Source organism: Sediminibacillus dalangtanensis (assembly GCF_017792025.1).
GTDB lineage: Bacteria > Bacillota > Bacilli > Bacillales > Amphibacillaceae > Sediminibacillus > Sediminibacillus dalangtanensis.
Map to the genome: position 1 here is coordinate 1710549 of NZ_CP046956.1, position 14395 is coordinate 1724943.

The 14395-nt window shown below is 43.9% G+C and carries 11 protein-coding genes; 9 read left to right on the forward strand and 2 right to left on the reverse strand.

Translation table 11 applies throughout. The features are described 5' to 3' along the window. Positions 1 to 75: 75 nt before the first annotated feature. The 9 genes from ERJ70_RS08635 to ERJ70_RS08675 all read left to right on the forward strand — a co-directional run bounded on the left by ERJ70_RS08635 (position 76) and on the right by ERJ70_RS08675 (position 10099). Entirely contained in the window at positions 76 to 1008 is a 933-nt protein-coding gene (locus ERJ70_RS08635; protein ID WP_209368630.1) for an aspartate carbamoyltransferase catalytic subunit, read from the forward strand. Continuing rightward, positions 965 to 2266 carry a dihydroorotase gene (gene pyrC, locus ERJ70_RS08640; protein ID WP_209368632.1) on the forward strand — a complete coding sequence of 434 codons (1302 nt, stop codon included), beginning with the start codon at positions 965 to 967 and terminating at the stop codon, positions 2264 to 2266. Before ERJ70_RS08635 ends, pyrC begins: the two co-directional genes overlap by 44 nt. Further along, positions 2241 to 3356: a carbamoyl phosphate synthase small subunit gene (locus ERJ70_RS08645; RefSeq protein ID WP_209369236.1), complete on the forward strand. Its 1116-nt coding sequence runs from the start codon at positions 2241 to 2243 to the stop codon at positions 3354 to 3356. The genes pyrC and ERJ70_RS08645 overlap by 26 nt, the downstream gene beginning before the upstream one ends. Then, positions 3335 to 6538 (forward strand): carbamoyl-phosphate synthase large subunit, encoded by a 3204-nt coding sequence (carB, locus tag ERJ70_RS08650; protein ID WP_209368634.1) that lies wholly within the window; start codon positions 3335 to 3337, stop codon positions 6536 to 6538. Before ERJ70_RS08645 ends, carB begins: the two co-directional genes overlap by 22 nt. Further along, positions 6535 to 7311 (forward strand): dihydroorotate dehydrogenase electron transfer subunit, encoded by a 777-nt coding sequence (locus ERJ70_RS08655; protein ID WP_209368636.1) that lies wholly within the window; start codon positions 6535 to 6537, stop codon positions 7309 to 7311. The genes carB and ERJ70_RS08655 overlap by 4 nt, the downstream gene beginning before the upstream one ends. After that, positions 7308 to 8243: a dihydroorotate dehydrogenase gene (locus ERJ70_RS08660; protein WP_209368637.1), complete on the forward strand. Its 936-nt coding sequence runs from the start codon at positions 7308 to 7310 to the stop codon at positions 8241 to 8243. The genes ERJ70_RS08655 and ERJ70_RS08660 overlap by 4 nt, the downstream gene beginning before the upstream one ends. Then, positions 8218 to 8928: an orotidine-5'-phosphate decarboxylase gene (gene pyrF, locus ERJ70_RS08665; RefSeq protein ID WP_209368639.1), complete on the forward strand. Its 711-nt coding sequence runs from the start codon at positions 8218 to 8220 to the stop codon at positions 8926 to 8928. The genes ERJ70_RS08660 and pyrF overlap by 26 nt, the downstream gene beginning before the upstream one ends. Next, positions 8912 to 9547: an orotate phosphoribosyltransferase gene (gene pyrE, locus ERJ70_RS08670; RefSeq protein WP_309507409.1), complete on the forward strand. Its 636-nt coding sequence runs from the start codon at positions 8912 to 8914 to the stop codon at positions 9545 to 9547. Before pyrF ends, pyrE begins: the two co-directional genes overlap by 17 nt. Positions 9548 to 9676: 129 nt before the next feature. After that, positions 9677 to 10099: a YtxH domain-containing protein gene (locus ERJ70_RS08675; protein ID WP_209368641.1), complete on the forward strand. Its 423-nt coding sequence runs from the start codon at positions 9677 to 9679 to the stop codon at positions 10097 to 10099. 384 nt (positions 10100 to 10483) lie between these two features. Here ERJ70_RS08675 and ERJ70_RS08680 read toward each other — a convergent pair whose 3' ends face one another. Next, the gene (locus ERJ70_RS08680) at positions 10484 to 12193 is read right to left on the reverse strand and encodes a DNA-binding protein (protein WP_245208158.1); all 1710 of its coding nucleotides are present in this window, start codon (positions 12191 to 12193) and stop codon (positions 10484 to 10486) included. A 454-nt stretch (positions 12194 to 12647) separates the two neighbouring features. Further along, a complete protein-coding gene (locus ERJ70_RS08685; protein ID WP_209368645.1) occupies positions 12648 to 14363 on the reverse strand; it encodes an Rqc2 family fibronectin-binding protein in 1716 nt (571 codons plus the stop codon). Between the last annotated feature and the right edge of the window lie 32 nt (positions 14364 to 14395).

A 14395-nucleotide genomic window follows, 5' to 3' on the forward strand; every position in this document is an offset into this window, starting at 1 on the left:
ATCATTGGAGGGACTGTATGCTTCTCGTAAACCGGGAGGGGACAGTCCCTCGTTATAAAGGAGGAGAAGACAACGATGGAGCACTTTTTATCGATGAAGGATCTTTCCGAACATGAGATTTTACGGTTGCTTAAGGAGGCAGAAGCAATCAAAAATGGTGGGCAAAAACCTTTTGAAAAACAGTTGTTTGTCGGGAACCTGTTTTTTGAACCAAGTACCCGGACGAAAATGAGTTTTACAATTGCCGAACGAAGGCTTGGTTTCGAAAGTCTTGATTTCACTGGCGAATCTTCCAGTCTGGTAAAAGGAGAAAGCATCTATGATACGGCTCGAACCTTTGAAGCAATAGGTGCGTCTTTACTGGTGATCAGGCATCCGGAAGAAAATATGGCAGCACGACTGGCAGCTGACATTTCCATACCAATCATTAACGCTGGCGACGGAGCAGGAGAACATCCAACCCAGTCACTCCTTGACCTCATGACCATCCATCAGGAATTCAAACGATTTTCAGGTCTCCGGATAGCGATAGCAGGTGATATCAAACATAGCAGGGTGGCTAGATCGAATGCTTTCGCTTTACAAACGCTTGGTGCAGAAGTCTATTTATCTTGCAAGCCGGAGTGGGAAGACCGTTCGCTTCCTTATCCTTATGTATCAATCGATGAAGCCGCAGAAATGTGTGACGTGGTTATGCTGTTGAGAATTCAGCACGAACGGCATGGAAAAAACAAAGGCGTGAACCCTGCGGACTATCTTCGACATTTTGGCTTGACGGTAGAAAGGGAACGTTCGATGCAGCCGCACGCCATCATTCTTCACCCTGCGCCGGTGAATCGAGGGGTCGAAATTGAAGACGAATTAGTAGAGTGTCCAAGATCCAGGATTTTCAAACAAATGGAAAACGGTGTATTTGCAAGAATGGCAGTAATGAAGCACTTATTAAAAGACAGGGGGATTATCGATGACATTAACATTGATCAACGGGATGCAATTAGCAGCAGATAACGATTTGAAACAGTGTGAATTAATTGTGCAGGATGGTCATATTTTGGAAATCGCTGAAAAGATTGAGGAACCGGCAGGAAAAGTGATCGATTGTCAGGGCTGGCTGATAGCGCCAGGGTTCATTGATGTGCATGTCCATCTTAGAGAGCCTGGCGGCGAAGCAAAAGAGACCATCGAAACTGGGACCATGGCAGCAGCGCGTGGCGGTTACACGACGGTATGTGCCATGCCGAATACCAAGCCGGTACCAGACAACACCGAGACGTTGAAGCAATTACAGGAAGCGATTGATGAAAGAGCTCACATTAGAGTGTTGCCCTATGCTTCTATTACAGAGCGACTGCTTGGGGAGAAGCTGACTGATATGGGAGCATTGCAGAAAGCAGGAGCTTTTGCCTTCACTGATGACGGCGTCGGTGTACAATCGGCAGATCAAATGCTTCAGGCTATGCATCAGTCTGCTGCTAGCGGTAAACCAATTGTTGCGCATTGCGAGGACAATAGTTTAATACATAAAGGCGTGGTCCATGAAGGAATGGTCAGCCGAAAGCTTGGTGTTCCGGGGATTCCTTCCGTATGTGAATCAGTCCAGATTGCCAGGGATGTCCTATTAGCAGAGGCTGCAGGCTGTCATTACCATGTTTGTCATGTCAGTACAAAAGAATCCGTCCGTGTTATCCGCGATGCAAAACGTGCAGGGATAAAGGTGACAGCAGAAGTGACCCCGCACCATCTACTCCTCAATCAGGAAGACATCAGTGAAAATGATGCAAACTACAAGATGAATCCGCCACTGCGTTCACGGAAAGATCAGCAAGCCCTGCTTGAAGGATTGCTGGATGGAACAATCGATTTTATTGCAACAGATCATGCACCGCATACGGTAGACGAAAAAACCATGGGCTTGTTGGCTGCACCCTTTGGCATCGTAGGATTGGAAACGGCCTTTGCTCTTCTTTACAAGAAACTAGTAGAGCCAGGAACCTTTACGTTAAAACAGCTTATAGACTGGCTTACTGTAAAACCGGCAGATGTGTTCGATTTGCCTTATGGAAGAATGGAAATCGGAGCGGAAGCTGATCTTACCATATTAGACATAGAAGAAAAATGGACAATCGATACTAATGAATTTTCTTCTAAAGGGAAAAACACTCCTTTTTCCGGCTGGAAGGTAACAGGGAAACCAAAGTTGACTATTTTTGGTGGAGAAATCGTTTATGAGGAGGAAAATGATGCAAAAACGACAGCTCGTTCTTGAGGATGGCACGCGTTTCCTAGGAACAGGTTTTGGAAGTAGTCGGGAAATTAGTGGTGAGGTTGTTTTCAATACCGGAATGACAGGTTATCAAGAAATTTTGTCAGATCCGTCCTATTGTGGCCAAATCGTAACAATGACCTACCCATTAATCGGAAATTACGGAATCAATCGAGACGATTTTGAAACGATCACACCTTCTATTCATGGATTGATTGTGAAAGAGGCTTGCGATTTACCATCCAACTATCGTTCAGAAGAAACGTTGGACCGTTTTTTAAAGGCAAATGATATTCCCGGACTTGCCGGAATTGATACAAGAAAGCTGACTAGATTGATTCGGAACCATGGAACCATGAGAGGATTGTTTACCTCTGCAGCCTATTCCATTGAGCAAGCCTTACGAATCCTTGACCAGCAAACACCGATAACCAACCACATCGAACGGGTTTCCACGGTGAAACCATATGTGGTGCCAGGTCGCGGTAGACGAATCGTTCTTGTCGATTTCGGAATGAAACATGGAATTTTGAGGGAACTGACCAAACGGAACTGTCATGTAACGGTTGTTCCCTACCATTATTCAGCAGAGAAAATTAGAAGGCTGAAACCGGAAGGGGTCATGCTCTCTAATGGACCCGGCGATCCAAAACAAGTCCGGAATGCTATTCGGATGATCGCAAACATCATTACCGATATTCCTATCTTTGGCATATGTCTCGGTCATCAATTGATCGCGTTGGCGTGCGGGGGAGATACCGAGAAGCTTCGTTTCGGACACCGAGGGTCCAATCATCCTGTCAAAGATTTGACAACAGGCAAAACCGTTATGACTTCTCAGAATCACGGCTATACCGTGACGGAAGAATCCCTTGCCGGGACAGAGTTAGAGCTGACCCAAATAGCATTGAACGACGGAACAGTCGAAGGATTGGCACATAAACGTTATCCGGCTTTTTCGGTTCAATACCATCCAGAGAGTTCGCCGGGACCGGAAGATACGTATCACCTATTCGATCGATTTCTTGCTAACATAGACACCTATCAGTCGGAAAATAAGGAGGAAGAATCATGCCAAAGCGTACAGATATAAACAAGATTTTAGTGATTGGTTCCGGGCCGATCGTTATCGGGCAGGCAGCAGAGTTTGATTATTCGGGCACACAGGCTTGTCAATCACTGAAAGAAGAAGGTTATCAAGTGATTTTGGCTAATTCTAATCCAGCCACCATTATGACGGATGATTCAGTGGCTGACATTGTATATATGGAGCCATTGACTCCCGAGTTTTTAATAAAAATTATCCGAAAAGAGCAGCCGGATGCTATTTTGCCTACACTGGGAGGCCAGACCGGCCTTAATATGGCCATGGCTTTAGAACAGACCGGGATTCTTGCGGAGTATAATGTTGAATTACTCGGAACGTCGCTTTCTGCCATACGAAAGGCGGAAGATAGGGAAGTATTCCGCAGCTTGATGCACGAACTTGGTGAGCCTGTAGCAGAAAGCCAAATCGTTCATTCTGTCGAGCAAGCTCTGGAATTCGCAGAAGAAATCGGGTTTCCACTGATTGTCCGTCCCGCATATACATTGGGCGGAACAGGAGGAGGCATGTGTTATGACAAGGAAGAATTAAAGGAGATAACAAGAAACGGGCTGGCTTTATCCCCTGTTACACAGTGCTTGGTCGAAAAAAATATTTCCGGCTTTAAAGAAATAGAATATGAAGTGATGCGAGATAAACAAGACCAGGCGATTGTCGTATGTAATATGGAGAATGTAGATCCGGTAGGTGTCCATACCGGCGATTCGATTGTGACCGCCCCTTCCCAAACACTCAGTGACCGTGAGTATCAAATGCTGCGCAATGCGTCTCTGAAAATTATCCGGGCATTAGAAATCGAAGGGGGATGTAATGTCCAACTGGCATTGGATCCCTCCAGTTTTCAATACTACATTATTGAAGTGAATCCGCGTGTCAGTCGGTCATCAGCATTGGCTTCAAAGGCAACAGGATACCCGATAGCAAAGCTTGCAGCAAAAATCGCACTTGGGTTAACGCTTGATGAAATAATCAATCCAATAACCGGAAGAACATATGCCTGCTATGAACCAGCGCTTGATTATGTGGTCACCAAATTGCCGCGCTTTCCTTTCGACAAATTTGTCAGCGGCAATCGCAGTCTTGGAACGCAAATGAAAGCAACTGGCGAAGTGATGGCTGTGGGCAGGAGTTTTGAAGAATCCTTGTTAAAAGGTATCCGCTCCCTTGATATCGGGACAGAGGAACTATGGATGGAGAAGTGGACGTATAAGACGTTGGATGAACTATTCGCATGCTTGAGAAAGCCGGATGATGAACGGATATTTGTGATAGCGGAAGCATTCCGGCGTGACTGTACGGTAACGGAGTTGTTTGAGGCAACGAAAATTGATCCGTTTTTTTTGACAAAGATACAGAGAATAATAGAACTGGAAAGAAGCGTTTCAGCACATAAAAATGATATGGAAGTATTAAAGAAAGCGAAACAGGCTGGATTCTCTGATTCCCATATTTCGAGACTTTGGCAAACGGATGTCGATTCTGTTTATAACTTGCGGAAGCAATCCGGCATGTTACCGGTCTATAAAATGGTCGACACGTGTGCAGCAGAATTTGAATCGGAAACCCCTTACTTCTATAGCACGTTTGAAGAAGAAAATGAATCGATTGTTTCCGGGCGCCAAAAAGTGCTGGTAATCGGATCAGGGCCGATTCGGATAGGTCAAGGAATCGAGTTTGATTATGCAACTGTTCATTCTGTGCTTGCTTTAAAACAGGCTGGTTACGAGGCAATCATCATGAACAGCAATCCGGAGACTGTTTCTACCGATTTCAGTGTTTCTGACAAACTGTATTTCGAGCCGCTGACGTTGGAGGATGTTATGCATGTGATCGAACTGGAAAAACCCAAAGGGGTTATCGTCCAGTTCGGTGGTCAGACAGCAATCAATCTAGCGGAAGGATTGAGAAGAAGAGGCGTGGCAATTCTGGGAACCGACTTGGAAGCGATTGACGCTGCCGAGGACAGGGACAAATTCGAACATCTATTGAATGAACTGGCTATTTTACAGCCGCAGGGGAAGAGCGTCCGTAAACTTGATCAGGCGGTCGAAGCCGCTGAACAAATTGGCTATCCTGTTTTGGTCCGACCTTCTTACGTAATTGGCGGCAGCCAGATGGAGATTGTTTATAACAAGGATGAATTGGCTGCTTATCTGAAAAAAAGCAATCATATCAAGCATACTCATCCTATTTTGATCGACAAGTATTTGACAGGTATCGAGCTGGAGGTCGATGCTGTATGTGATGGGGAAAATATTGTCATACCAGGGATGATGGAACACATTGAACGGGCGGGAGTCCACTCTGGTGATTCGATTGCCGTCTATCCTCCACAACGAATCTCAGACAATGCCAAGCAGGAATGCGTGGAAATTACCATGAAAATAGCGAGAAGACTTAATGTGAAAGGCCTGATCAATATCCAATTTGTCATTCATGAAGGCCATGTCTATGTTTTAGAGGTGAATCCAAGGGCAAGCAGGACCATTCCGTTTTTAAGCAAAATAACAGGAGTTCCGATGGCTGCGTTGGCTACAAGGTGTATTTTAGGAGAAAGTCTTGCTGATGCCGGATATTCGAATGGGTTGCTTCCAGAACAGCCGCAGGTTTCAGTGAAAGTCCCGGTATTTTCTTTTGCGAAGCTGCGTAGTGTCGATACGATGCTGGGGCCGGAAATGAAATCGACTGGAGAAGCAATCGGAAGGGATAAAACACTGGAAAAGGCTCTTTATAAAGGATTGACTGCCTCCGGGCTGTCGATTCCGCAAGAGGGAGCGGTGCTTTTGACCGTTGCCGATAAAGACAAGCAGGAAATGATCGAAATCGCAAAGCGGTTCCATATGCTCGGTTTTAAGCTTTATGCGACCGAAGGGACCAGTGAATTCACTGCCAGTGAAGGAATCCCTGTTCAAAAAGTCGGCAAGGTAGGAGCTGCCGGAGAAACGGTTTTGTCCATAATCGAAGAAGGCAAGGTGCAGGTTGTCATCAATACGTTGACCTCTGGAAAGCAGCCAAGATCGGATGGATTCAGAATCAGAAGGGAAGCAGTGGAACACGGTATTGCTTGTCTGACGAGTCTGGATACTGCAATGGCCATTTTAAATGTTATTGATTCCACTACTTTTACGGCAAGTCCGGTGTCGGAAAGAAGGGCGGCAGTCGTAAAATGATGCAGACAGAGCTAATCGTTTTGGCAAATGAAAAAATAGCAGACCAAACGATCGAGATGCAGCTTGGTTTGAATAGCGATAATTTGGGGACAGAAGTACAAAAGTTTGTACCAGGACAGTTTCTTCATGTAAAGGTGGGAGAAGCAGATACAACGATGCTAAGAAGGCCGATTTCTATCGCCGATGTCGATGGTAATGGAAACATAACGATCATATTCAAAATTTCCGGGCGAGGTACAGACATGCTGAGTAAACAGACAGCCGGGAGCCGAATCGACGCTTTGCTGCCATGCGGTACAGGTTATCCAGTTGATAATTTGAATCTGGACACAGCCCTGCTAATTGGTGGTGGAATAGGCGTCCCCCCTCTCTATTACCTTGGCAAAACTTTGGCCGCCCGCGGTACTCGTATCATTTCCATCCTTGGGTTCCAGAAGGCCGACCATGTGTTTTATAAGGAAAAATTTGCGGAGCTTGGTGAATCCATTATTGTCACAGATGATGGAAGTTATGGTGAAAAAGGATTTGTTACGGACTGCTTGAAAGAAATGGACATTGATTTTGATTGTTTTTTTTCATGCGGACCGACACCAATGCTCCAGGCTGTGACAAACAAGCTTACCGGCCGGCATGGCTATATTTCGGTTGAACAGCGGATGGGGTGCGGAATCGGTGCCTGTTATGCCTGTGTCGTACCGGCTAAGAGTGGAACTGGTTTTAAAAAAATCTGTAAAGATGGTCCGGTATTTGCAGCAAATGAGGTGAGTTTATGATTTCTCTGGAAACCAAACTTCCAGGTTTGGATCTGAAGAATCCGATTATGCCAGCATCCGGCTGTTTTGGTTTTGGGCGGGAATTCAGTGAATTGTATGATTTGAATAAGCTTGGGGCTGTGGTTATCAAAGCTGCCACACTAAATCCAAGATATGGTAATCAGACACCGCGTGTAGCTGAGACCGCTGCAGGTATGCTAAATTCGATTGGATTGCAGAACCCGGGAGTGGAAACGATTTGTAGCGAGGAACTGCCGTTTTTATCTCAATTCAAGACGCCGGTGATTGCCAATGTAGCCGGCAGCACGATAGAAGAATATGTTGCAGTGGCAAAAAGGCTGGACGAAAGCGGCTTGATTCAGGCTCTGGAACTAAATATATCTTGTCCTAACGTGAAAGAAGGGGGGGTTCAGTTCGGCAAGGATCCGGTACTTGCTGCCGAAGTGACTGCACAGGTAAAAGAAACAGTAGCTTTGCCGGTTTATGTCAAATTATCACCGAATACAGCTGATATAGTACAAATGGCAAAAGCGGTAGAAGCTGGTGGAGCGGATGGATTATCGATGATCAATACGCTGACAGGCATGCAAATCGATTTATCTTCCAAAAAACCTCTGTTGGCTAATCAAACAGGTGGGCTGTCCGGTCCCGCAATCAAACCGGTCGCCATCCGGATGGTTTATGAAGTGAGGCAGCATAGCGGACTTCCGATCATTGGAATGGGCGGCATATCTGCTGCCGAGGATGTGCTTGAGTTCCTCATAGCGGGAGCGAGTGCAGTAGCGGTGGGAACTGCTAACATCCATGACCCGTTTGCTTGTGTGAATATCATTGACAGACTTCCACAATTGTTGGAAAAGTATGGTTTCCAAAATGTTGAGGAAGCAATAGGGGGAGGAAATAGAAATGAAGCCAATGTATCTCGCTCTTGATTTTCCTGATTGGCAGGAAACAGAATGGTTTATCCGCAGTAATGAGCTTCAAGGGGTACCTGTAAAAGTGGGAATGGAACTGTTTTACCGCGAAGGCCCACCGGTTATTGAAAAATTAAAGGGTGATGGTCATTCCATATTTTTAGACTTGAAGTTACATGATATTCCCAATACGGTTTATAAAGCGATGAAAAATTTGGCGAAATTGGGGGTGGATTTAGTCAATGTCCACGCCTGGGGAGGAAGCGAAATGATTCGTGCTGCCAAACAAGGATTTATGGAAGGAAACCTTGAAAAAAATAGCAGGTTAATCGCAGTGACGGTGTTAACTTCTATGGACAATCGTACGCTGTCAGAAGAGTTGCATATTCCTGTTAGAGCGGAGGAGTCGGTTCTTAACCTAGCGATGATGGCAAAAGAAAGTGGGGCCGATGGAGTCGTTTGTTCGCCGTGGGAAGTTCCTTCAATCAAAAAGAATTGTGGGTCTTCCTTTTATACAGTAACCCCTGGCATCCGTTTGAAAACGGATCAGCATCAAGATCAGCAGAGGACCGCAAGTCCAACCGATGCAAGGGATAACGGAGCTGATGCAATCGTCATAGGACGCAGTGTAACGGCATCTACCGAACCGAAAAGCAAGTACCAGCAAATTATAAAGGAGTGGAAAGATGATGACGAAAGATGAAATAGCGAATGATTTGTTGCAAATCGGAGCCGTGAAAATCAGTCCTGACCATCCCTTTACATGGACTTCCGGGTTGACGTCACCAATATATTGTGACAATCGGTTAACGATGTCCTATCCGGAAATAAGAAAAAAGCTCACGATGGCCTTTGCCGATATGATAAAACAGATGGAAGGCGGTCCTGATGTTATTGCTGGATGTGCTACAGCGGGGATTCCACATGCAGCCTGGTTATCAGATTATCTCGGTTTGCCGATGGTTTATGTCCGTTCAAAGCCAAAAGGGCATGGAAAAGGCAATCAAATCGAAGGCAACATAAAAAAAGGACAACGAGTAATTTTAATAGAGGATTTGGTTTCAACTGGTGGATCGGCATTGAATGCTGTCCAGGCACTACAAGAGGAAGGCGCAGAAGTGACAGCGGTGTGCGCTATCTTTACATATGGACTTACAGGTACGGCTGAAGCATTCCTGGAACAAGGGGTATCATTATCCACCATTACCGATTTTGATTCATTAGTAGCCGTTTTGGAGAAAAAAGATGGAATTTCAGAGAAGGGAAAAAAGCAGTTATTTGGGTGGCGTGAAGCATTACAGGAACCGGCTCATCGTTCTTAAAAAGCTGCTTATAGAAATCAGCGGTCTATTAATCTCGAGGAAAGATTGTTTAGTCTGGGTAGACAAGTGGTAAATAAAAAATGAAATGGGATAAAAAAACCATCAAAGTCTACTAAAGGAGTGACAGACATGCAAACCCAACAACAAAACGGTAGTAAACTGATTGTAGGTATGGCTGCCGGTGCCTTAGCTGGAGCAGCCCTTGCAATGCTTAATTCCAATACCCGTTCTAATGTGAAACAAAATATGAATGGTATGAAAGAATCGGTGACCAGCATGGCAAGCGATGTAAAAGAAAACCCTCGAGAAACAAAAGACCAGCTGATGGATAGGGTGAAAGCAGCTACCGATGTACTAAAAGATGCTGCTAACAATGTTCAAGAGCTTTATAACAAAGTCAATGGTGACTTCAAAGATGAATTGAAGGACGTGCAAAACGATACGCAAGAGGCTGTATCAACTGCAAAAGATGTAGGCAGCAAAGTTAAGGATGCAAAAGAACAACTTGTAAACGGTTCTTCTGACTCAAGCCAATATAATCAGCCCCACTAAATGATCGAAAAAGAAATGAGCCTGGGACAAAAGCATCGTGATCAAAATAAAAACCGAACGATTCGTTCGGTTTTTATATTGGGAAAAAGTAAACCGTTCACCCTATGAAAAGTGCAACTTTCCACTCCGGCAAGGTACTTCGCTTTCCGCGGGCGCGCGTAGTATCTTGTCGTAGCGATTCGAAGCGCGCATCAAACAACAGGATAAAACGAGAATATACAACGAAAAACCGAACGAATTTGATTGGCAGTTAGCATTCGCTCGGTTTTTGCTTTGGTGCCCATGCTGTTGTTCCGGCCTCATTTTAATGGCTGTCGGACTGCTATTTTGGTATTCCATAAAATGGGGGCGGTTAGAATAACGGTTGTTGGAAAGCCCCTCTGTTTAATTTGCTTCGAGGGAAGCAATGGAAATTTGTTCAACCGTTCCGACACCATTATCGCGAATTTTTACTTCCATTTCGACTCTGTCCCCCTGCTGCAAGAAGATAGCAAGCGGTGCTTTACTGGCATTTACAGTATAAATTGTCGTATCACCATTCAATATAAATTGAACAGACTGGCCTGATGAAGTGGATGTTACCAATGAGCGGTTGACTTCGCCGCTGATTGTTTCCAATTCAACATCTTCACTGGCCTCTGGGTTACCAGGCTCCTGTGCCAGCTGCAAGCGATAGGCTGCAAGGGTCTCCTCGGCGGTCTCCCCGAATACAACAAAGTCAGAATCATTTGCTTTGATATATGCATATTGCTTGAACAGGCCATTTGGATCCAGTACGTTCACCACCCATGTCGGATTTCCGTCAATATTGTACAAGATGGGCATGGATCCTTCCCAATTCTTTTCGGGAAACTCTTTGTTTACAATTTGTTTTGCTCCTTTACTATCCATGATACCGTTATTGTTTTTGCCACTATAATAGGTCAATTCAGCTGTTTTGGCATTGATTAGTGTATAACCTAAAGCAGAGTCGATATTCTCTTTAGGGGATGCCATATCTGTAAAGTAGTACATTTCTCCATTACTGTCGAAAATCGGTGTGACAGTATTTTCCGTGCCGGATTCATTTGGTATTTTCACATCTTTTTTGCCGAACAAAGCATTTAACCAGCCATGCACATATTTTCCAAAGTAATTGTTCTGTTTACCTGCCATTTCTGAGCTGACCGGGCTATCGATGAAGGAAGGTGCTTTGCTTGGATCGTAAAGTTGCAAATCTCCGGTTACCGGGTCTACTACTGCTACTTTTAATTGATCCATATTCGGCTTGTTCGTTAGCTTGATCGGTTTATACAAAGTTTGAATATACCATGGCTTTCCGTCGTCATCTACTTCAATTTGTGCTTCGCCGCTTTGCACATAGTGGGGGTATTCATTATAGATGGTCCGTTGCACGTTATGATTGAAATAGCTTGAATTGGTAAACAGCATTTTACGTTGAACAAATTCAGGCTGTGCATTGACATCGGCAGCTGGAATAGTGAAAAAGCCCTCTGTTTCTTTTCCTCGTAAGTATTTCCATATACCGGTGAATTCTACTGGTGCCACGTACATAATTTCGTTATCGACTTTTTGTACTTGCAACTTGCCTAAATCGTAGAACTGCGTGTTCGGAACTACGCTCATTGCTTTTTGTACTTTGTTACGGGCAAATTCTGGTGACACAGTTATCGGTGTATCATCTTCATTGAATGGTTCCGCTTCTCCTGTTTCTTGCTTGGCGATTGATTGATAAGCGTTATCAAGCGCTGCTAAACCAATAAATAAGCTGACTGGAAGTGCTACTATCAATAAAATGATTAGAATTCCAGATGCGGATCGATGAGGCTTTTTGTATGAAAAAGGAATCCCGGTTTTGTAATAGAGAAGTGGGACAAGGACCAAACAAACGATGAAATTCTCGACTAAAAGATTTGGTAAAGTCATTGCCGGCAATGCGAGATAATTGAACAGGCCGCAAAGTATAAAGCCTGCAATGAAAATAATGATCCAGTTGCGGATCATTCCGATTGATTTCTTTTTTCTTATCATAGCTAACACGCTGAATAAGAAAAATAAAGGAAAGGATAAAATAGTTGTCAGTAGTATTCCCATCAAGTAAATTCTCCTAACTATTAATCTGTTTATGATTGCTGCAGCTTATCTATCTGTACGGATGAGTGGAAGATAAAGTTTCATTTTTCAAAAAGATAGAATTACAGGAAGTCATGTCAAAAGGTAAGTATATTTGGATTTTTGTAAAAAAGTGGTTGCTGACATAAAAAATTCACTTGCTATACCATAAGATTACAGAAGAAACAGCAAAGTAAGATGGATTTTCCTTAGATGGCCCTCCTTTCATTCTGTTGTTTGAGAAATCGCTGCGGAAAGTAAAGTACCTTGCCGGAGTGGAGTGTTTGTACTTTTCTTGAAAGAGGGTTAGCCATGTTAATTCCCTGATTCCAGTAAAAATCAAAAAAGAAAACCGAACGAGTTCGAATGCTTGCGATTTCGAATCATCGTCCGGTTTTTGCTTTGTCCAGGATATTTTTCCAGAGCCAACATTTCCTTAATCCGGTTTTTTCTTCAATTTTTCTACTAAACCAGCTACAGGAGTTACAAACAAGGTTTTCTGATTGTCATAGGTTACAAACCCTGGTTTAGCGCCATTTGGTTTTTTTACATGGCGGATCAACGTGTAATCGACTGGAACAGACGAAGAATTCTTCGACTTGCTGAAATTAGCCGCCAGTTGGGCAGCCTCATACAACGTTTCCTCACTTGGATTACGGTCTCTGATGACCACATGGGAACCAGGAATGTCCTTCGTGTGCAGCCAAATATCATCTCGTGCTGCCAAACGGTTGGTCAAGTATTCGTTTTGTTTGTTGTTTTTCCCGACAAGCAACAAGGTACCATCGCTTGCGTAGAATTGTTCCGGATCGGGTTTTGCAGGTTTGTTGTTTTTTTTCCTTTGGGTCGGTTTGGATTTTAAGTAACCTTCTTCGCGGAGTTCCTGTCGTATTTCTTCGATATCTTTTTCTCTTGCCCCAGCAATTTGTTGCAGCAGGTCATCCAGATAGTTTATTTCCTGCTCGGCCTTGGAGATTTCTTCTAGGACAACTTGTCTGGATTTTTTCAATTTTTGATAAGTCTTAAAGAGACCTTGTGCGTTTTCACTGGGCGTTTTATTTGGGTTTAGTTCAATAGTGATTTTCTTTTGTTCCGGATCATAATAATCGATTACTTCTACTTGTTTATCACCTGGTTTAACCTGATGCATATTGGCAGTCAGCAATTCACCAAGCCGCTGATAGTTATCGGCTTGTTCCGCCTTTTTCAACGTTTGTTGATGTTTTTTGATTTTGCGGATGTTTTTATCCCGTTCATTTTTTAAAAAACGTGAAAGGTCTCCGGATTGTTGCTTTACCCGATCTCGTTCTGCTTTTCCGGAATAAAAAATATCCAGCATTTGACTGACTGAGTCACAGTGAACAGGTTCACCGTCTTTCGTTTCCAGTGGTAAAACATAGAAATCCTCTTTGCTTTCCCGATAAATCAACGGTTGATAATTGTGTTTTATCAGCTTGTCCTGCAAATCTGTAAAAGCCTGTAAGAAAGCGTCGCTTCCACCCAGTCCGGCCCGATGCACGATTTCTTTAGCGATTACCGGAGAAAAACCTGTGAATTGATTCACTATTTGCTGGTCCAGCCTGCCGGCATTAAAGTCCAACTTGCGGATAAATGTTTCCGGATTCAGTTCAAGTGGGTTGATTTTCCCCTGGTCTGGAGGAAGTTTGTAGACACTTCCAGGCATGATCGTCCTATAGCGGTTTTGGGCGGGTGGAACGTGTTTGATACTATCCTGGATAACTTGTTTCTCTCTGTCGATTAGCAATATATTACTGTGCTTTCCCATTACTTCGATAATCAGCGTTTTCTCTGTCTCATCACCGATTTCATTTTTTCCTCTAAAGTGAAGCATGACAATTCTTTCATTTTCATACTGAACGATTTCCTGTAAAAAGCCTCCAGCTAAATGTTTTCTTAACAACATGCAAAACATCGGCGGAGTTTTAGGATTCTCGTATATATCCTCCGTCAAATGAAATCTGGCATAACTAGGATGGGCGGAGAGCAGCAATGATTTATTGCTTCCGTTGCTTCTAATTGTAAGAATCAGTTCTGTTTCGGTTGGTTGATAAATTTTCAGTAGCCGCCCTGCTGCCAGTTGGTTGTGTAATTCATGTACGGCAGCCCGAGTGACTATTCCATCAAAAGCCATGGAATCACCTCGTTTGTAATTATAGCATTTTT